The organism is Sphingobium sp. 3R8, from assembly GCF_020166615.1.
Classification (GTDB): domain Bacteria; phylum Pseudomonadota; class Alphaproteobacteria; order Sphingomonadales; family Sphingomonadaceae; genus Sphingobium; species Sphingobium bisphenolicum.
The window spans coordinates 74,291-92,299 of record NZ_JAIQXR010000019.1; the positions used below are offsets into that span (position 1 = coordinate 74,291).

17 protein-coding genes are annotated in these 18,009 nt (G+C 63.9%); 1 reads left to right on the plus strand and 16 read right to left on the minus strand.

Annotation, left to right across the window (positions count from 1 at the left end):
* Position 1 precedes the first annotated feature (1 nt).
* The 6 genes from K9B33_RS17290 to K9B33_RS17315 all read right to left on the minus strand — a co-directional run bounded on the left by K9B33_RS17290 (position 2) and on the right by K9B33_RS17315 (position 5,983).
* On the minus strand, positions 2 to 2,830 hold the full coding sequence (locus K9B33_RS17290; RefSeq protein WP_224550316.1) for a TonB-dependent receptor plug domain-containing protein: 2,829 nt from the start codon (positions 2,828 to 2,830) through the stop codon (positions 2 to 4).
* A 185-nt stretch (positions 2,831 to 3,015) separates the two neighbouring features.
* On the minus strand, positions 3,016 to 3,768 hold the full coding sequence (locus tag K9B33_RS17295; RefSeq protein WP_224550317.1) for a metallophosphoesterase family protein: 753 nt from the start codon (positions 3,766 to 3,768) through the stop codon (positions 3,016 to 3,018).
* A gap of 16 nt (positions 3,769 to 3,784) precedes the next feature.
* The gene (gene dcd, locus K9B33_RS17300) at positions 3,785 to 4,339 is read right to left on the minus strand and encodes a dCTP deaminase (protein WP_224550318.1); all 555 of its coding nucleotides are present in this window, start codon (positions 4,337 to 4,339) and stop codon (positions 3,785 to 3,787) included.
* Between the two features lie 6 nt (positions 4,340 to 4,345).
* On the minus strand, positions 4,346 to 4,804 hold the full coding sequence (locus K9B33_RS17305; RefSeq protein ID WP_411974035.1) for a cytidine deaminase: 459 nt from the start codon (positions 4,802 to 4,804) through the stop codon (positions 4,346 to 4,348).
* Positions 4,804 to 5,487, minus strand: coding sequence for a GH25 family lysozyme (locus K9B33_RS17310; protein ID WP_411974034.1), 684 nt, complete (start codon positions 5,485 to 5,487; stop codon positions 4,804 to 4,806). Before K9B33_RS17310 ends, K9B33_RS17305 begins: the two co-directional genes overlap by 1 nt.
* Positions 5,488 to 5,500: 13 nt before the next feature.
* The gene (locus K9B33_RS17315; RefSeq protein ID WP_224550320.1) at positions 5,501 to 5,983 is read right to left on the minus strand and encodes a UPF0262 family protein; all 483 of its coding nucleotides are present in this window, start codon (positions 5,981 to 5,983) and stop codon (positions 5,501 to 5,503) included.
* 114 nt (positions 5,984 to 6,097) lie between these two features.
* On the opposite strand from K9B33_RS17315, the gene K9B33_RS17320 reads away from it, so the two are divergent.
* Complete coding sequence (locus K9B33_RS17320; protein ID WP_224550321.1) at positions 6,098 to 7,582, plus strand: replicative DNA helicase; 1,485 nt, start codon at positions 6,098 to 6,100, stop codon at positions 7,580 to 7,582.
* A 54-nt stretch (positions 7,583 to 7,636) separates the two neighbouring features.
* On the opposite strand, the gene K9B33_RS17325 is transcribed toward K9B33_RS17320, so the two are convergent.
* The 10 genes from K9B33_RS17325 to K9B33_RS17370 all read right to left on the minus strand — a co-directional run.
* Positions 7,637 to 9,436 carry a DUF885 domain-containing protein gene (locus tag K9B33_RS17325; protein WP_224550322.1) on the minus strand — a complete coding sequence of 600 codons (1,800 nt, stop codon included), beginning with the start codon at positions 9,434 to 9,436 and terminating at the stop codon, positions 7,637 to 7,639.
* 98 nt (positions 9,437 to 9,534) lie between these two features.
* The gene (locus tag K9B33_RS17330) at positions 9,535 to 10,833 is read right to left on the minus strand and encodes a chloride channel protein (RefSeq protein WP_224550323.1); all 1,299 of its coding nucleotides are present in this window, start codon (positions 10,831 to 10,833) and stop codon (positions 9,535 to 9,537) included.
* A gap of 206 nt (positions 10,834 to 11,039) precedes the next feature.
* Entirely contained in the window at positions 11,040 to 11,951 is a 912-nt protein-coding gene (locus K9B33_RS17335; RefSeq protein WP_224550324.1) for a beta-1,6-N-acetylglucosaminyltransferase, read from the minus strand.
* 252 nt (positions 11,952 to 12,203) lie between these two features.
* Positions 12,204 to 12,989, minus strand: a complete 786-nt coding sequence (locus K9B33_RS17340; RefSeq protein WP_224550325.1) for a phosphoadenylyl-sulfate reductase — start codon at positions 12,987 to 12,989, stop codon at positions 12,204 to 12,206.
* Positions 12,982 to 13,422 carry a DUF934 domain-containing protein gene (locus K9B33_RS17345; protein ID WP_224550326.1) on the minus strand — a complete coding sequence of 147 codons (441 nt, stop codon included), beginning with the start codon at positions 13,420 to 13,422 and terminating at the stop codon, positions 12,982 to 12,984. Before K9B33_RS17345 ends, K9B33_RS17340 begins: the two co-directional genes overlap by 8 nt.
* The gene (locus K9B33_RS17350; protein ID WP_224550327.1) at positions 13,415 to 15,046 is read right to left on the minus strand and encodes a nitrite/sulfite reductase; all 1,632 of its coding nucleotides are present in this window, start codon (positions 15,044 to 15,046) and stop codon (positions 13,415 to 13,417) included. The genes K9B33_RS17345 and K9B33_RS17350 overlap by 8 nt, the downstream gene beginning before the upstream one ends.
* A gap of 3 nt (positions 15,047 to 15,049) precedes the next feature.
* The gene (locus tag K9B33_RS17355) at positions 15,050 to 15,346 is read right to left on the minus strand and encodes a DUF2849 domain-containing protein (protein WP_224550328.1); all 297 of its coding nucleotides are present in this window, start codon (positions 15,344 to 15,346) and stop codon (positions 15,050 to 15,052) included.
* Positions 15,343 to 16,131 carry a uroporphyrinogen-III C-methyltransferase gene (gene cobA / locus K9B33_RS17360; RefSeq protein ID WP_224550329.1) on the minus strand — a complete coding sequence of 263 codons (789 nt, stop codon included), beginning with the start codon at positions 16,129 to 16,131 and terminating at the stop codon, positions 15,343 to 15,345. Before cobA ends, K9B33_RS17355 begins: the two co-directional genes overlap by 4 nt.
* Positions 16,132 to 16,228: 97 nt before the next feature.
* Positions 16,229 to 17,662, minus strand: coding sequence for a succinylglutamate-semialdehyde dehydrogenase (astD, locus tag K9B33_RS17365; RefSeq protein WP_224550330.1), 1,434 nt, complete (start codon positions 17,660 to 17,662; stop codon positions 16,229 to 16,231).
* Positions 17,663 to 17,733: 71 nt separating this feature from the next.
* Positions 17,734 to 18,009 (minus strand): hypothetical protein (locus K9B33_RS17370; RefSeq protein WP_224550331.1); only part of this gene is annotated, 276 nt, incomplete at its 5' end.

Sequence of the window (18,009 nt, forward strand, 5' to 3'; positions counted from 1 at the left end):
ATCAGAACTCCAGGTTGAACCGGCCATAATAGAAGCCGCCGCTGATGCCGTAGGGGGCGTAGGCGTTGTAAAGGCTGCCCGCGAGCCGGTTCACCGGCTTCAGCTTGTTGGGATAGGTGTTGAGCAGATTGTTCGCGCCGATCGACAGCTTGACGCCCTTGGCCAGCTTGTAGCCCAGTTCGAGGTCGAGAATGACCTTGGGCTTCAGTTCCTCGTCGGCATAGCCCGACGTACAGGTCGCCGACACGGTCGAGCAGGACATCCAGTCAGCGGTGTGCAACACCGGCAACGCCGCGCGCTGGGTGACCTTGCCAAAGCGCGTGGCGCGCAGATTGGCGTTGATCGGTCCATTCTCCCAAAGGAAATTGGCGATGAACTTGTTGCGCGGCGTGCCTTCGCTGAGGTCACCCTGACGATCACGCGCGACGAAGGAGACGCCGCTGCCACCCGTCGGCGGCGGATCGATATGGGTGAAGATGGTCTTGTTGAAATTGGCCGACAAGGAACTCGTCAGATGGCCTATGCCGCCCAGATCGGCGCGATGGGTGGCGACGATATCCAGGCCGCGGGTCCGCGTATCGGCGGCATTCGAGAAAATGAGCGCGCCGAAATTGCCAGCATAGCCGTTGGCGTTCAGGATATCGACGACAGCCGTGCCGGACAGCGTGCCGCTGAGCAATATCCGGTCCTTCACCTTGATCTGATAGGCATCGACGGTGAGGTTGAAGTTGGGCAGGGGCGTCAGCACCAGCCCCGCCGAGAAGCTGGTCGATTTTTCAGGTTTGAGCGCAACGGCGCCGAGCGCCTGCGCCGCGGCGCTATCGACCGGCAGCGCGACCACGGGACGCAACTGGCTGACGCCGTCGATGACCACGCCGATCGTGCTGGACGAATTATAATGTTGCTGCTGGAGCGTGGGTGCACGGAAGCCAGTGCTGGCCGTGCCACGGATCGCTATGCCCCTGACGGGTTCTATGCGCAGCGACGCCTTGCCCGTATCGGTGGTGCCGAAATCGGAATAATCCTCATGTCGCCCGGCAAGGCCGAACTCGACGCCCTCGACGATCTTGCCTTCGATATTGCCGTAGGCGCTCCAATTGTCACGGCTCCAGCTACCCGATCCTTCGGGGGTGAAGCCGATGACGCCCTGCGACCCGATGCCGCTGGCAAAGGTGCCGCCGCGCCAGCCGCCCGTCGGGAAGATATAGCCGCCGTTGATATAGGACACCGCATCGCCGGGGCTGATGACGAACTTGTTCTTCTTATACTCGCCGCCCACCGCGACCGAGAGCGGCCCGGCAAGGCCGATGTCGAATTCCTTGCTGAGGTCGAGATTGCTGACCCATTCGTCGAAGCGCAGCTTGCCGAGGTAGAAATGGGTCGGGCTTGCCGGCCCGAGCGAGGGGTTGAGCGAGGTCGTCTGGGCATATTTGACCTCGTCCTGGCCGTAGCTGGTGCTGAGGTCGAAATGCACGCCGCCGCCCACTTCGCCGCGCAGGCCGCCCGCAAACTGGAAATCCTCGTCATAGACGTGGATGCGCGGGATATAGCCTTCGGGATAGATTTCCAGAATATTATTGGCGGCCTGCGGTGTGCGATAGGTGAGCCAGCCCGCGGCATGGCGCTTGGAATAGGTGCCGAAACTATAGAGTTCCAGGCTGTCCCCTACCGGCATCATCGCATCATAGCCCAGATTGCCGCCGATCACCTGCGGCTGGCCATATTTGGCGCGGATGCGGTCGGGATCGGCGTTGCGCGGGTCGCCGGTCGGATAGAATTGCCCGGTGATCGGGCTGCTCTTCGTGATAGTATTATCCTGCAGCACGCCGTCCGCCGACAGGTGGACATAGCCGCCGTCCTGGCCCAGGGCGAACCCCTTGTCGACCTGCCAGCGCCCCTGCCAGCCACCATTGTCGGCGGTGCTGCCCATGGTCAGCGCCGCGCCGCCCGACGTATCGTTCTTCAGGATGATGTTGACCACGCCGGCGATCGCATCGGAGCCATATTGCGCCGATGCGCCATCGCGCAGCACCTCGATCCGCTGGATCGCGTTGCCGGCAATCAGGTCGAGGTCAGGCGGCGACTGGCCGTTCTGGACCGACCCGTTGATGAAGAGGGTCGCGGTATTGTGCCGACGCTTGCCGTTCACCAGCACCAGCAACTGGTCGCCGCCGAGGCCGCGCAGCGACAGGGTGCGCACCGCCCAGCTCGCGCCCGCGCCATTGTTCGACACGTTGATCGAGGGGACCAGCGTGCCGAGCAGGTCGCGCACCGACTGTTTGCCGCTCGATTCCAGATCCTTTTCGCCCAGCACGTCGATCGGCGCCAGGCTTTCGGCGACGGTGCGGTTCGTGGTGCGCGTGCCGGTGACGATGATCGGCGTTGCATCCTCGACCGGTTCGGGGGCGGGGGCCATGGTCATGGCCTGCGCGCCCGTACCCGGCAGGGTCGCCTGCGCATATTGCAGCGCGAGCGGGCTGCGGCGCGCGGCGCTGCGATTGGCGGGGGCGGCCAGGGCGATCACGCCCGCGCCGGCAGGGGTAGAAGTGAGTTCGGTGCCGGCCAGCAGCCGGGCGAGGGCGTCCTGCGTCGACAACCATCCCTGGATGCGGCGGCTGCGGATCGCGGCGACCTCGTCATAGGGGAAGAGGATGCGGACGCCCGACTGGGCCGACAATTCCCGCAGCGCGCTGCTGAGTGGCTGGACATGGATGTCGAATTTATGCCGCTGGGTCAGCGTGGCGTCCGGCGTCGCGGCGGCGAGAAGTTGCGTAGGCGAGACGAGGCAGATGGCGAGGGCGATCCCCGCCATGGCATGGCGTTTATGCATGTGTCTGTTCCCCTGCTGTAACGGCATTTCCTGCCGCTCTGCTGTCTCCAACGAAGAAACTTTAGGGTTCCGCTATCGCGAATACTGGACAGGCAATATAAAATCTTTCTCATGGATTTATGAGAAGCGCTGGGCGTCCGGTCGCCGCCGCGAACCCCGCACGCCGATGCGGTCATGCGGGGCCATCACCCCCTGGTCTGCAAAATCCAGCGATCGACGCCTTCCAGGCCGATTGCGGTCAGGCGTCCCGAAAAGAAGGCGCCGGTGTCGATGCCGATCCGGCCCGCTTGTTCGTCCACATCGGTGCTGATGCTATGGCCATGGACGACCATGCTGGGATGGCGGCCGCGATGCGTCAGGAATTCCTGTCTGATCCAGCGCAGGTCGGCCGGGCTTTGATCTTCCACCGGCACGCCGGGGCGAATGCCGGCATGGACGAACAGATAGTCGCCGATCGCGATGCTGTCGGGCAGGGCGTCGAGGAAATCGACATGCGCGCGCGGCACATGGCGCTCCATCCAGGCGGCCAGTTCGGCATCGGTCATCACCCGGAACAGCGCGGGGTCGAGGCCATAGCTGGCCAGCGTCGCTTCGCCCTCCATGCGCCGGAACAGAGGCAGGGCGCGCAAGTCGCCGCGTGCCGCCAGGATGAAGGCTTCCTCATGATTGCCCTTGAGGCAGCGTACGTCGCCGCCCGATGCCGCCAACGCCATCACCCGCTCCACCACGGCACGGGAATCAGGGCCGCGATCGACCAGGTCGCCCAGCAGGATCAGGCTGATCGGCTTGCGCAGCCGGACATCGTCGTCGCGCGCGATCATCGCCAGCAGCGCGTCGAGAAGGTCGGCGCGGCCATGCACGTCGCCGATCGCATAGACCCGCCGGTCAGCGCCGATATCGGGTCGCGCACCCCGTAATTCGCTGCACCAGAAGCTCATGGCGCATAGTGTCGCATCACAGGCGGGGCAATGTCACGCCCTGCTGCCCCATATATTTGCCCGCGCGGTCGGCATAGCTGACCTCGCATGGTTCATTGCCCTGCAGGAACAGGAACTGGCACGCGCCTTCATTGGCGTAGATCTTTGCGGGCAGCGGCGTCGTGTTGGAAAATTCCAGCGTCACATGCCCCTCCCAGCCCGGTTCCAGCGGCGTCACGTTCACGATGATGCCGCAGCGGGCATAGGTGGATTTGCCGAGGCAGATGACCAGCACGTCGCGCGGCACGCGGAAATATTCGACCGTGCGGGCCAGCGCGAAGCTGTTGGGCGGGATGATGCAGCAGTCGGTCTGGCGATCGACGAAATTCTTGGGATCGAAATCCTTCGGATCGACGATCGTACTGTCGACATTGGTGAAGATCTTGAATTCGTCCGCCACCCGCGCGTCATAGCCGTAAGAGGACAGGCCATAGCTGATGCAGCCTTCGCGCCGCTGGCTCTCCACGAACGGCTCGATCATGCCGGTGCTCAGCGCCTGTTCGCGAATCCACTTGTCGGAAAGAATGGCCATGTCGTGTCAGCTCTTTTTCATGGGACCGATGCCCAGGTCCGCAGGACCGAAGGCATGGGGGAGGAGGTCTGCGACCTTAAGGTCCAGGATGCGGTCGCCGCTGGGCGTGGCGCAATAGATGGCAAGGGTGCGGCCGGCCATCTGTTCGGCTTCGTTCATGATCTGGCGGCAGCGCCCGCAGGGTGTGACGAGCGCTTCTTCCCCAGCATCCATGGCGCCACCGACTACGGCGATTTCCGTTACGTCAGCGAAATGACCTTGTGCGTTGACACTGGCGAGCGCGACCGTTTCGGCGCAGAGCGACAGGCCGTAGCTGGCATTTTCGAAGTTGCAGCCAGTGACGATCGTGCCATCGGTCAGCCGCACCGCCGCGCCCACCGCAAAGCGGCTGTAGGGCGCATGGGCATGGGCCATCGCCCCCCGCGCAGCCGCAATCAACTGTCCAACTCGTTGTTCGTCTCGCATCATGGCGTCACCACATTCCACCGGACCGGGCCATCGATGCCGTCGATATGCCGCATGTCGCTGGCTGTCCACATCACCCAGGGCTTGGTCGCATAATCGGGCGGGAAGAAATTGCCGTCCAGCCACAAGGTCCGGTTGATGCCGGAGCCGATATCATAAGCCTTGTCGAAATCCTCGGTCACGTTGAGCAGCACGGTCTTGCCGGCATGGCCCTCGATCAGATTGACCAGCGTGTTGAGTTCCGACAGCAGCAGGTCGCGGTTCGGCCGGGCGGTGCAGGCGGGGGAGAAGGCGAGGCGGATCACCGGCGGCAGAGCGGCGTTGTCGCGCGGCACCGTGGTCATGTAGCGGGTCGCCTGATCGCTGGCGAGGCGACAAGGGGTGAATTCGAGCAGCGCGCCGTAGCGCAGGCCCGCTGCGCGCGCCGCGCGCCAATTGGCGGCGAAGGCCGGGTCGCGCCGGTCGGCGGCGTCGGCGGCGCGGATATAGGCGAAGTCTGCGCCCTGCGCCGCCAGCGTGCCCCAGTCGACCGGACCATTGTCGGCGCTGATGCTGACGCCCTGCACCGGATATTGGTCACGGCTGGGCGCCCAGCCGCGCGCATAGAGCCACAGCGCCAGCGCCAGCGCCGCGACCACCGCCAGTCCCGCACCGATGCGGACCAGCAGGCCCCCCAAAGTCACAACCCTGATCGTTCTACCCCTTGATATGCAGCACGCAGATCAGCGTGAAGAGCCGCCGCGCCGTGTCGAAATCGACGTCGATCTTACCCTCCAGCCGCTCCTTCAGCACTTCCGCCGCATCATTGTGGATGCCGCGCCGGGCCATGTCCACCGTCTCGATCTGTTGCGGGGAAGCGTTGCTGATCGCCTGATAATAGCTGTCGCAAATGGCGAAATATTCGCGGATCGGGCGACGGAAGCGGCCCAGGCCCAGGATGATCGCCTCCAGCGGCGCGTCGTCCTCCCGGTTGATCTCGATCACCAGCCGTCCGTCCTCGACCCGCAGCACGACCTTGTACGGGCCGGCATAGCCGTCGGCATGGACCCGCTGCGGCGCGAAGTGATTATCCTCAAGCAGGTCGAAGATCGCGATGCGCCGTTCCTGCTCCACGTCGGCATTGCGCCACAGGATCGTGCGCTGGTCCAGCTGGATGTCTATGATGCGCGGATCGGCCATGGTGAAGCCCATAGTCAGTGCGGCGGCGCGCGGCGAAAAGCAAGCGCGACTTATCCACAGATGGTTTCCGCCTTGGCCCTTGCGCGGCGTGCGCCGGCAGAGGAAAGAGAGGCCATGGTCGAACTGCTGAAAATCAATCCCGCCGACAATGGCGGCACCGAATTGCCGCGCAACGTGGAGGCCGAAGCCGCGCTGCTGGGCGCGATCATGATCGACAACCGCATTGCCGAGGATGTCCAGCTCAAGATCAAGGCCGAACATTTTTTCGAGCCGCTGCACGGCCGCATCTACGACGCGATCATGCGCCTGCTCGACAAGGACATGATCGCCAATCCGGTCACGCTCAAGCCCATGCTGGACATGGACCCGGCATTGAAGGAACTGGGCGGGGCGGGCTATCTGGCGCAACTGACCGGCAATGGCGCGGCGCTGATCGGCGCGCGCGACTTCGCCACCCAGATCTACGATCTGGCGTTGCTCAGGGAACTGGTCAATGTCGGCCGCGAACTGGTTGAAAATGCGCTGGACACCAGCGAAGCCGTCAATCCGCGCGAGCAGATAGAGGCGGCCGAAGTCGCGCTCTACAAAGTGTCGGAGGGCGAGGGCGAGGGTGGTTCGGTCAAGAGCTTCCTCATGGCCTCCACCGCGGCGGTGCAGGTGGCGGAGCGTGCGCTCAACAGCGGCGGTCATGTGTCGGGGATCACGACCGGGATCAACAGCCTGAACGCCAAGATCGGCGGCCTGCACAATTCGGACTTGATGATCCTGGCCGGTCGGCCGGGCATGGGAAAGACGTCGCTGGCGACGAACATCGCCTATAATGCGGCGTCGCGCTGGTTGCGCGACAATGCCGACGGCATCCCGGCGGAAAAGAATATGGGCGCCAAGACCGCCTTCTTCAGCCTCGAAATGTCGGCCGACCAGTTGGCGACCCGCGTTCTGGCCGAACAGTCGGGCATCAGCGGCGAAGCGCTGCGCATGGGCAAGATCAGCCGGGCGGACTTCCAGAATCTGTCGCGCGCGGCGCGAGAGTTGCAGGAATTGCCTTTATTCATCGATGATACGCCGGGCCTGACCATCGCCGCGCTGCGCACCCGCGCGCGTCGGTTGAAGCGGCGGCATGATATCGGTTTCATCGTTGTCGACTATCTTCAGCTATTGCAGGGCACCGGCCGCGGCAACGAAAATCGCGTCAACGAGATTTCGGAAATCTCGCGGGGTTTGAAGACGTTGGCGAAAGAATTGCATGTTCCGGTGCTGGCGCTGTCGCAGCTCAGCCGTGCGGTGGAGCAGCGCGAAGACAAAAGGCCGCAGCTCTCCGACCTGCGCGAATCCGGCTCGATCGAGCAGGATGCGGACATGGTCTGGTTCGTGTTCCGCGAGGATTATTACGAAGCGGCCAAGGAACCCAAGCCCGACGATGAGGCGGCCTACGCCACGTGGAAGGAAAATATGGAGCGAATCTACGGCCTGGCCGAGGTCATCATCGCCAAGCAGCGCCACGGCTCCACCGGCCGCATCCGCATGAAGTTCGACGCGAAGATCACGCGATTCTCGGACATTGCGGACGATAGCTATCAGGATTTGAACTACGAATAACCTGGCCGATCAGCCCCCGTTCGTGTCGTCTGACACGAACGGGGGCATGGGCGCCTAGCCCTTCGCCCGCGCGGCGACCCGTTTCTCCAGCATCGACAGCGGCATCGCACCTTCCTCAAGGATGGCGTGGAACTGCTTGAGATCGAAAGCTTTTCCCTGCACGGCCTGGGCGTCGGCGCGGGCTTTCGTCCAGACGCCATGGCCGACCTTATAGCTCGTCGCCTGACCTGGCTGGGTGCAGTAGCGCTCGACCTCCCGCTGGCAGCGGGGACGGGCGAAGCCGGTCTTCTCCACCATATAGTCGGTCGCCTGCTTCACATCCCATTTCTTCGCATGGATGCCGGTGTCGACCACCAGTCGCGCCGCGCGGAAGAGGAAAGACTGGAGATAGCCGGCCCGGTCGAGCGGCGTCGCATAGCCGCCCAGTTCGTCGGCCAGTTGCTCGGCATAGAGCGCCCAGCCTTCGCTATAGGCGCTCATGAAGGCGGTCTTGCGCAGCATCGGGATGTCGCCGGCTGTCTGGGCGGTCGAGATCTGGAGGTGATGGCCCGGCACGCCCTCATGATAGGTCAGCGCCGGCAGGCCATATTTCGGCCAGTCGCCGACATCCTTGAGATTGATGAAATAGATGGCGGGCCGCGATCCGTCGAGCGCGGCGCGGTTATAATAGCCGTTGGAGGCGCCATCCTGAATCTCGACCGGCACCGCGCGAATTTCCAATGCCGTGTCGGGAATGGTGGTGAAGGCGTTGGGAAGTCTGGCCTTCATCGCATCGAGATCGCGATTGAGCTGCGCCAGCAAGGCCGTCCGCCCGTCCGTGCTGTCGGCATAGAGTTGCGAGGGTTCGACATTGAGCGCGGCGAGGCGCTCGCCGATCATGCCCTTGCTGTAGCCCGCGCCCTTCAAAATGGTGTCGAGCTGGGCGCTGATATCGGCCACCTGCTCCAGTCCCATGGCGTGGATCTGGTCAGCGGACAGGTCGGTCGTCGTCGCGCTCTTGAGCGCGGCGGCATAGATTTCATCGCCGCGCGGCGTGCGCCATATGCCATCGCCAGCCGCGGTCTTGCCCCGTAGACTTTCGATCGCGGCGATCTGCTCGTCCAGCGCGGGGTAGATGGATTTTTCCACTACCGCGGCCGCCTGCGCCTGCCAGTCGCCCGCGATCCCCTTGGCGGCGGCGCGCTTGACCAGCGACTGGACCATCGAACTGTCGGGGGCGGGCTGCCCGCGCAGCTTCTTCATCTGGCCGAGCGTCAGGTCGAGCGACCAGCCCGGCGCCAGATAGCCGCGCGCGGCTTCGTCGCGCTGGAGCGCGGTGTCGGTGCGCAGGTTGCGGGCGAAGGCTTCCAGCCGCGCGACATAGGCGTCGCCATCGGCGGCGGCGTTGATGGTGTGGGCGGTATTCAGGAAATCGGGCGTCGAGAAATAGCTGCCGCCCTGCTGGAAGATGCGATAGGGGCGCACCGCGCTGTTCAAGCCGAATTTGGCTGGCGCAACGGTCTGCTGGTCCAGCGCGTAGAGAATGACGTCGAGATTGAGCCGCTGCGCATCGGACAGGCTAGCGGCCTTATAGCTGTCCAACTCCTTGATCGCGCCTTGCGTCGCGGCCAACCGTTTCAGCATCGCAGACTTGCTGTTGTCGTCGAGCTGGCTTTTGGCCCCAGCACGCGCGCCCTTGTCGAGGCCCAGGCTGGTGACGAAGCTGGGCGAGAGGTCCAGTTGCCGCTCGAAAATGGCGGCGAAGGCGGCCGACAGGCGCGCATCGTCGCTACCGGCTGCCTGCGCCAGCGCGCGGGGGGCGCCGGCGGTAAGCGCGACGGCGCCGGTGGTGGCGAGGAATTGACGGCGGTCCATGGGGCGACTCCCTTATGTCTGACAATGGGCCATGTATATCGCCGGGCTGGCATGGTTCGTCCAGCCGCTTGTAACTTAGTTACGCAAACGAGACAGATTCAACCGGGCAGCGCGAAACGTTTGGCGAGGCCATGATATAGCCGTTCCTTGCTGACGAGCTGGGCCGAAAAGTCGGCGACCAGGGCCGCTGCGAGCAGGGGCATCATCAATCCGCGGCTGGCGGTGGTTTCGGAAATGATGATGACGGCGGTCAACGGCGCGCGGACGACGCCGGTGAAATAGGCGACCATGCCCAGCAGCACCACGGCGCCCTGCGGATAGCTGGGGAACAGGCTGCGCAGCATGTCGCCGATGCCGGCGCCAACCGACAAGGAGGGTGCGAAGATGCCGCCCGGCAGGCCGGATATGGCGGTTGCCAGCGTCGACACGAATTTCGCCGCGCCGAACCACAATGGCACGTCTCGCCCGGTAATGACCGCCTGCGCCGTTTCGTAGCCCGTGCCCCAGGTCAAGCCCGTTGCGACCCCCATGATCGCGACCGCGGACCCGCACAGCAAGGCAAGTCGGACCGGCCGCTCGCGCAGCCACCGCATCGGCTTCCATTGGGTGGAGCCGGACGCCAGCATCAGCCGGGAAAAGAGGCCGCCGGCGATCCCGCCCAGAAAGCCCGCCACCGGTGCGGCGATCAGCGCGTCATGGACGCTCAACGTCTGGCGCATCTCCCCGAAATAGACATAGTCGCCGGCCAGCCCCAGGCTGACCATGCCCGCGATCAGCACGGCGGCCATCACCAGCAGGGTCATGCGCTGCTCATAGGCGGCCGCCAGTTCCTCGATGGCGAAGGCGACCCCGGCCAGCGGCGTGTTGAACGCCGCCGCCACGCCCGCCGCGCCACCGGCGATGAACACCGACGCGCGCAGCGGGATGCGCATGAAGCGGTGCATATAGCCCATGATGCTGGCGGCGATCTGGACCGTCGGACCTTCGCGGCCCACCGACGCGCCGAACAGCAAGGTGCCGATGGTCAGCCAGAATTTGACGAAGGCTGTGCGGGCGGACACCAGTTGCTTCATCCCTGCGTCGGGATTGCGCGCGGCGGCGATTACCTGCGGTATGCCCGATCCTTTGGCGGCAGGGGCGAGCTTCATCGTGATCCAGGCGAAGGCGGCGAACCCCAGGGGCGTCACGACCAGCGGAAGCCACCAGCACCAGGCGACCATGCGCCGGAACAGCGCGCCGGCATGGTCGGCCAGTTCGGCGAACAGCAGCGCCGTCAGGCCGACCAGCACCGCGCCGGCCAATATGGCGATACGCCGCCGCCAGATCAGTGCTTCGGGGCCATGGCGGCGCATGATGACGCGTGCCCGCCGCCGGAACAGGCGAAGCTGTCCGATCATGATAGTGGCGCCATGCCGATAATCCGCCCGTGCTGCGACCGGTCAGGCCGGGAAGGCCGACCCATAGCGACGTCGGGTGCGAGACGGAACCCCGCAAGGCCGATTTTTCCGGCCTTCCGATGGATCGGAAGGTCGGCAGTCGGGCGGGACTTTCTGAATCGATCATATGGAAGGGCGTGACGGCGCGTGGAGGCCGCCGTCCGATTTCAGGCTGGAGAGACGATCCGTTCAGAAGCCGGTGACAATGTTGCGTGGATGCTCCCCGGTGCCGGCAGCGTTACGGCGGCGGGCATCTGAAGATGAGCTTCGAGCAGGTCGAGAATATGGCTGTCCTCCTGCGCGTCGAATTTGCGGGCGAACAGGTCGGGGCTGAGCGTCAGTCGCAGCGCGTCGCGGGTGACGAAGGTGCGGGGGCGCAGCTTGATGTCTCCATCGGGGATCCAGTCGATCGTGCGCAGATCGTCATTGACCACCTTGCCGCCGGCAAAGGCGTTCATCATGAGTGTCTGGAAAAAACCTTCGTCGGCAATCAGGGTGCGGCGATAAAATTGCTTGAAGCGGCGGGCCGCAGGTGCGTGGCAGGCGAAGGCGCAGAATTCGCGCGTGACCGCCTTCCACTGGGTGCCGATATAGTGCGTGATCCCGGCCATCGGCCGGCGACGTATGCCAGTGCGCACGATGCGGTTGAAGGCTTCGACGAAATAATGGCTGAGGCGATTCATCGTGTCCGGGCGAACCGCCTGTTGGGGTACGTTGCGGATGAACTCCGTGCCGTCATGGCGGGCCAGATAGTCGGCGATATAGGCCTGAGACTTGAGCGGAAAATCCTGCCCGCTCAAATTGATAAAATAACGCCAGTCCGCATTCATCTCCAGCAGCTTGGCCATGCCCCGCAATTCGGCGTCCACCAGACTGTACCCGCCCCACAGCATCTTGCGCGACGGTAGCATGGCGACGTTGATATAGGGTTTGAGGAAGGCGGCGATGTCGGCCGTCATGGCTGCGCCCGATCGCTGGTCTACATGGATCAGATAGTGGTTGCCCGGCACATAGATGGCCTGGAACATGCGTTTGAACTGCTCGGGAAAGCGATGGACGAGGATCAGATAGGCGATCATGCAGGGCGTACTCCATCGGGCACGCATCGGGCCGATCGACCGATGCGATGCAGGTGTTTCCAGCCTTTTGGAAAATGATCGAACCGGAGTTCGACCGACATAAGGGGTTCAGGTCGAAGCGAGGCCGCCCCGGTCCTATGCCGAAATCGGCATATGGGGACTAAATGCAGCGATTGTTAGGGGCCGCCGAAATCAGGCGGCCATGATTGGCAGGAGCGGCGGCGCAGGACGGGCGGCACAGGCTTGCCTATATCAGAACACCGGCTGGTTGGCGGGGTCTTCGGGATCGACGACGGGGATCGGTGTGACCGGCGAATGGATACCGCATTCCACCTTGTCCCAGCCGCGCCAGCGGCCCGCACGCGGGTCTTCGCCCGGCATCACCTTCGACGTGCAGGGTTCGCAGCCGATCGACAGATAGCCTTGCGCCTCCAGCGGATGGCGAGGCAGTTTCTCGGCCTCGAAATAGGCCTCCAGATCGGCCTTGTTCCAGTCGCCCAGGGGGTTGAGCTTGAGCCGGCCGTCTTCGACTTCGAAACGGGGCAGGTTCTGGCGCGTCACCGACTGGAACGCTTTGCGGCCCGAAATCCAGGCATCCAGGCCATCCTTGGCGCGCTTCATCGGTTCGACCTTGCGGATTTCGCAGCAGCCGTCCGGGTCGTAGGACCAGCGCAGGCCGGTCTCGTCCTTCTTGGCGATGACGTCGGCGATCGGAGTCACCGTGCGGCTGTCGGTAAAACCGAAGCGCTTGATGAGCGTATCGCGATAGTTGAGCGTCTCGGCGAACATCTTCAACGTATCGACGAAGATCACCGGAATGGTCGGATCGGCCTTCGCCACCAGATCGAGCAGCACCGCGCTTTCCGTGCCGAAGGAGGAGACGACGGCGACATTGCCGGCGAGCCCTTCTGCAAACACGGTCTTGAGCATGGTGATCGTATCGACGCCCTCAAACCGCGCGTTCAGCGCATCGGCCTGTGCCTGGGTGAAGGCGGGGCGGGCGTCGATCAGGTCGATCTGACGAGCAGGTTCAGCCATTAATCTTCTCCGGGTGCCGTTTCGCCCAAATCGGGGTGCGGCCGTCGATCGCCTTCTGATAGACGTCGGCATAGCGATGGAGCGCGCGGTCGACGGCGGCGTCGTCCAGCGGCTTGGCGGGATGAAAACTGTCGAAACCGCAGCGGCGCATGGCGACGATCTGGTCGACCAGCACGTCGCCCACCGCGCGCAGTTCGCCCCGATAGCCGGATTCCCGCAGGATGCGGGCGGCGGAGTAGCCGCGCCCGTCCCCATAAGCGGGGAAGTTTATCTCCACCAGCGACAGGCGATCGAGATAGGGCAGCAGTTCGCGCGCATCTTCACCCGCTTCGATGCGGACGGCGGTCGAGTTGGACTGGCCGGTAAAGGCCTCGACCGTGACGGAGGGTTCCTGCGCGGCTTCGCCGTCGCGGAAGGACAGGAATTCAACCATAGATCGCCTCCTTGAAGGGCTTCATGCCGATGCGGCGATAGGTGTCGAGGAAGCGTTCGCCACCTTCGCGCTGCGCGAGATAGAGGTCCGTGACCTTCTCGATAGCATCGACCACGCCGTCTTCCGAAAAGCCCGGCCCGGTGATCTGACCCAGCGATGCATCCTCCGCGCCCGATCCGCCCAGCGAGAGCTGGAAATTCTCCACGCCTTTCCGATCGACACCCAGAACGCCGATATGGCCGGCATGGTGATGGCCGCAGGCATTGATGCAGCCCGAAATCTTGACCTTGAGTTCCCCCAGTTCCGCCTGACGCTCCGCCGCAGCGAAGCGCTGCGCGATCTTCTGCGCCAGCGGGATCGAGCGCGCATTGGCGAGGGCGCAATAATCAAGGCCTGGACAGGCGATGATGTCGGTGATGAGGTCGAGATTGGCCTCGGCCAGACCCGCTTCCTCCAGCTTCTGCCAGATGGCGTGGAGGTCGGCCTTCTTCACATGCGGAAGGACCAGGTTTTGCGCATGGGTGACGCGCAGTTCGTCGAGCGAATATTGCTCGGCCAAGGTCGCGACCAGTTCGATCTGCTCCGCCGATGCGTCGCCGGGAATGCCGGTCAGCGGCTTCAAGCTGATATTGACGATGGCATAGCCGGGCGCCTTGTGCGGCGCGACCTGACGATCGACCCAAAGGGCGAAGGCCGGATCGGCGCGTTCGATCGCATCGGACAGGCCGTTTTCATAGGCCGGTGCGGCGAAGAAGGCGCGGATGCGGTCCAGTTCCTCGACCGGCGGGTTGAGGCCCAGCGTGCGCATATGGGCGAACTCTTCCTCGACCTGGCGCTTATAGTCCTCGACGCCAATCTCGTGGACCAGGATTTTGATCCGGGCCTTGTACTTATTGTCGCGGCGGCCGTAGCGGTTATACACGCGCAGGCAGGCTTCCAGATAAGAAATAATCTCATCTTCCGGCACGAAGCCGTTGATAAGCGGTGCGACCATCGGCGTGCGGCCCATGCCGCCGCCAGCATAGACTTCGGCGCCGATCTTGCCGTCTTTCGACACCAGCTTAAGGCCGATATCGTGCAGCCGCATCGCCGCGCGATCATCGTCGCTGGCGATCACGCAAATCTTGAACTTGCGCGGCAGATAGGTGAATTCCGGGTGGAAGCTCGACCATTGGCGCAGCAGTTCGGCCCAGGGGCGGGGATCTGCCACCTCGTCGGCGCTGACGCCGGCATATTGGTCGGAACTGATGTTGCGGATGCAGTTGCCCGACGTCTGGATGGCATGCATCTCCACCGTCGCCAGCTCGGCCAGGATGTCGGGCGCGTCGGCCAGCTTGATCCAGTTATATTGGAGATTTTGGCGCGTGGTGAAGTGACCATAGCCGCGATCATATTTCGCCGCGATCTCGCCCAGCTTGCGCATCTGCTTGCCGCTCAATGTGCCATAGGGGATGGCGACGCGCAGCATATAGGCGTGCAATTGCAAATAGAGGCCATTCATCAGCCGGAGCGGCTTGAACTGATCCTCTGTCAGCGCGCCGGTCAGGCGGCGCTGCACCTGGTCGCGAAATTCCTCGACGCGAGCGTCGACGATGGACTGGTCATAGCTGTCGTAGCGATACATGGTTCAGATCACCCAGTTGCCGGCATCGGCGTCGTTTGGTTTCAGCGTCAGATCGGGGCGCACCGTCGGGCCGAGCGCGCGGATGCGGTCCTTGATATGGGCCGGGCGCACACCGTCTTCGGTGACGGTCGCGTCGATCACATAGGCGCCGACCACGCGCAGCGCGGCTTCCTCGGTGCGGGCGAGGTCATCGCCGCGTTCGCCCACGTCGGCGCTGTCGCCGACCTGGCGCGACCAGCCATCGCCCGCCCACCAGATGACGTCGCCGCTCACAAGATCGTTGCCGGTCAATATCTTCACGAACGCATCTCCGAAATAGTCTCCCCTTTGACGATCCAGTCCGCCAGCACATCTTGCGCCAGCGCATGGGCCGCCACCTCGCCGACCACGATCAGGGCCGGGCTTTTGATCTGCTCGCGCGCCACCATGTCACCCAGGTCGGCGAGCAGCGTGCGCAATGACCGCATGTCGGCGCGCGTACCATTTTCCAGCACCGCGACCGGGATGGCGGGCGACACGCCGTCCGCGATCAGCTTATCGGCGATGTCGGCCGCGGTTGCGACGCCCATATAGATGACGAGCGTGCGACCCTTTCCCGCCAGGCCCGACCAGTCCTGGTCCGTCAGTCCCTTGCACTGGCCTGCGACGAAGCTGACGGCGCTGGACGCATCGCGATGGGTCAGAGGCAATTGCGCCGTCGCAGCGCTGCCAATCGCGGCACTGATGCCGGGCACGACTTCGACCAGCACGCCCGCCGCACGGCAGGCGTCGACTTCCTCGCCACCGCGGCCGAAGATGAACGGATCGCCGCCCTTCAGGCGCACGACATGACGGCCTTCACGCGCCAGATCGACCAGCAGGGCGTTGATCGCGTCCTGTGGCATCGAATGGCGGCTTCGCTGCTTGGCAACGGAGATAAGTTCGGCGTCCGGCGAAGCCAGCGCAAGAATGTCGTCCGACACCAGCCCGTCATGCACGATGACGTCGGCCTGCGCGATCAGGCGCGCGGCCTTGATGGTCAGCAGGTCCGGATCGCCCGGTCCCGCGCCCACCAGGTGGACTGTCGAAGATGCTTTGTCAGCCATGCTGGTCAGATGGCGAAAGCGCCGCGAAAGTTCAATTCAGAATGGGTATGGCGGGGACTAGGAAATGTTTTGGGGAAATATTTTGCCCCTATCTCCGTCAATCGCCCATCACGCTGACGTCGATGTCCTTCAGGCCGACGCCGATTGAGGCGCGGGGTGTTTCGATTTCTGCCGACACCACCGGATAGGCACAATAATCGGCGGCATAATAGGCGCTGGGGCGGTGATTGCCCGAAATGCCGGTGCCACCGAAAGGTGCAGAAGAGGAAGCGCCATTGGTTGGCCGGTTCCAGTTGACCACGCCGGCGCGGACATTGGCCCAGAACTGATTATATTGCTCGGGCGATCCACCGATGAGCGAGGCGGAGAGGCCATAGCGGGTATTGTTCGCTTCCGCGATCGCGTCGCCGAAGTCCGCGACGCGGATGACCTGCAGCAGCGGGCCGAACAGTTCGACATCGGGCCGTTCCTTCATTGCGGTGACGTCGATGATTGCGGGGCTGAGGAAGGGCAGGCCCTTGTGGGGCCGGACCATATGCTTGATCGGCCTGCCGCCATTGCTCATAAGGAAGAGGAAGCTTTCGGTCAGTCCGTCGGCGGTAGGGTTGTCGATCACCGGACCCATATAGGGGGTAGGATTGGCATGGGGATGGTCCACGATCAGCCGGTCGGCCAGTTTCTTGATCTCCGCGATCAGCCGATCCGCGATGCCGTCGCGCACGATCAGGCGGCTGGCGGCGGTGCAGCGCTGACCGCTGCTCATAAAAGCCGACTGGACCACCAGCGTCGCTGCGGCGTTGATTTCGGGCGTGTCCCATACGATGATCGGGTTATTGCCGCCCATTTCCAGCGCCAGTATCTTGGACGGCTGCGCGGCATATTGCCGGTTGATCGCGATACCGGTCTGGGCCGATCCCGTGAAGAGGATGCCGCCGACATCGGGGTGGGCGGCCAGCGCCTTGCCCGCATCCGGGCCGCCGAGCAGCAGTCGGATCGCATCCACCGGTACGCCGGCTTCCTGATAGAGCTTCACCAGCATTTCGCCCACGGCAGGCGTCTTTTCCGACGGCTTGAAAACCACGGCGTTGCCCGCCAGCAGCGCGGGGATGATATGCCCATTGGGAAGGTGTGCGGGGAAATTATAGGGACCAAGCACCGCCATGACGCCATGGGGCTTGTGCCGCACCGACTGGCGCGCGCCCAGCGCCGCTTCCAGCCGGCGCTGGCCGGTGCGTTCGGAATAGGCGGCGACGCTGACGTCGACCTTGCCCATCACCGCATGCACTTCGTTGCGGGCGTCCCATAGCGGCTTGCCGGTTTCGCGCGCGATGAGATCGGCGAGCGCATCTTCCTGCCGACGCACGACGTTGACGAAGCGGCGCAGCGTTTCGATGCGATAGGCGATGGGCTGCGCCGCCCATTTGGGCCAGGCGGCGCGGGCGCGGGCGACTTCCGCGTCGACATCGCCCGTCTCGCCTTGCCAGAGCAGGGCGCCGGTGGCGGGTTCATGGGATGTAAGCGGCGCGACCATTTGACGCGATATATGGCTGAAAAAGGTTAAGGAAAATAGGGCGAAGGCGAGGAGGCAGGCGCGACGTCAATCTATTGTGGCGGTGGCAGGTCTGCGGCCATCAGCCACATCTCTGCCGGCAGTCGCGAGCTGAATGCGCCCACTTCCGATCCGTGCAGCTTCGCGCGCAAGCGCTGTTTGCTCTGTTTGTCAGGGGTCAGGATCGCCACCCGGTCGCCGGGCTGATAGGTGCGATGGCATTCGGTCAGAACATAGTCGTCTATGCCCATATCCTGTTCGTCGGCGGTGCTCAGGTCCGAAAGCACCCGAACAGGTTCGCCGTTTCGTCTTTTTTGCGCGACGATCTC

What these genes read in the sequence shown, in the direction of transcription:
- K9B33_RS17330 (WP_224550323.1), bottom strand. Translation starts at nt 10,833, where the DNA reads ATGATCGGACAGCTTCGCCTGTTCCGGCGGCGGGCACGCGTCATCATG.
- K9B33_RS17320 (WP_224550321.1), top strand. Translation starts at nt 6,098, where the DNA reads ATGGTCGAACTGCTGAAAATCAATCCCGCCGACAATGGCGGCACCGAA.
- K9B33_RS17295 (WP_224550317.1), bottom strand. Translation starts at nt 3,768, where the DNA reads ATGAGCTTCTGGTGCAGCGAATTACGGGGTGCGCGACCCGATATCGGC.
- K9B33_RS17325 (WP_224550322.1), bottom strand. Translation starts at nt 9,436, where the DNA reads ATGGACCGCCGTCAATTCCTCGCCACCACCGGCGCCGTCGCGCTTACC.
- K9B33_RS17305 (WP_411974035.1), bottom strand. Translation starts at nt 4,804, where the DNA reads ATGCGAGACGAACAACGAGTTGGACAGTTGATTGCGGCTGCGCGGGGG.
- K9B33_RS17350 (WP_224550327.1), bottom strand. Translation starts at nt 15,046, where the DNA reads ATGTATCGCTACGACAGCTATGACCAGTCCATCGTCGACGCTCGCGTC.
- K9B33_RS17340 (WP_224550325.1), bottom strand. Translation starts at nt 12,989, where the DNA reads ATGGCTGAACCTGCTCGTCAGATCGACCTGATCGACGCCCGCCCCGCC.
- K9B33_RS17290 (WP_224550316.1), bottom strand. Translation starts at nt 2,830, where the DNA reads ATGCATAAACGCCATGCCATGGCGGGGATCGCCCTCGCCATCTGCCTC.
- K9B33_RS17345 (WP_224550326.1), bottom strand. Translation starts at nt 13,422, where the DNA reads ATGGTTGAATTCCTGTCCTTCCGCGACGGCGAAGCCGCGCAGGAACCC.
- dcd (WP_224550318.1), bottom strand. Translation starts at nt 4,339, where the DNA reads ATGGCCATTCTTTCCGACAAGTGGATTCGCGAACAGGCGCTGAGCACC.
- astD (WP_224550330.1), bottom strand. Translation starts at nt 17,662, where the DNA reads ATGGTCGCGCCGCTTACATCCCATGAACCCGCCACCGGCGCCCTGCTC.
- K9B33_RS17315 (WP_224550320.1), bottom strand. Translation starts at nt 5,983, where the DNA reads ATGGCCGATCCGCGCATCATAGACATCCAGCTGGACCAGCGCACGATC.
- cobA (WP_224550329.1), bottom strand. Translation starts at nt 16,131, where the DNA reads ATGGCTGACAAAGCATCTTCGACAGTCCACCTGGTGGGCGCGGGACCG.
- K9B33_RS17335 (WP_224550324.1), bottom strand. Translation starts at nt 11,951, where the DNA reads ATGATCGCCTATCTGATCCTCGTCCATCGCTTTCCCGAGCAGTTCAAA.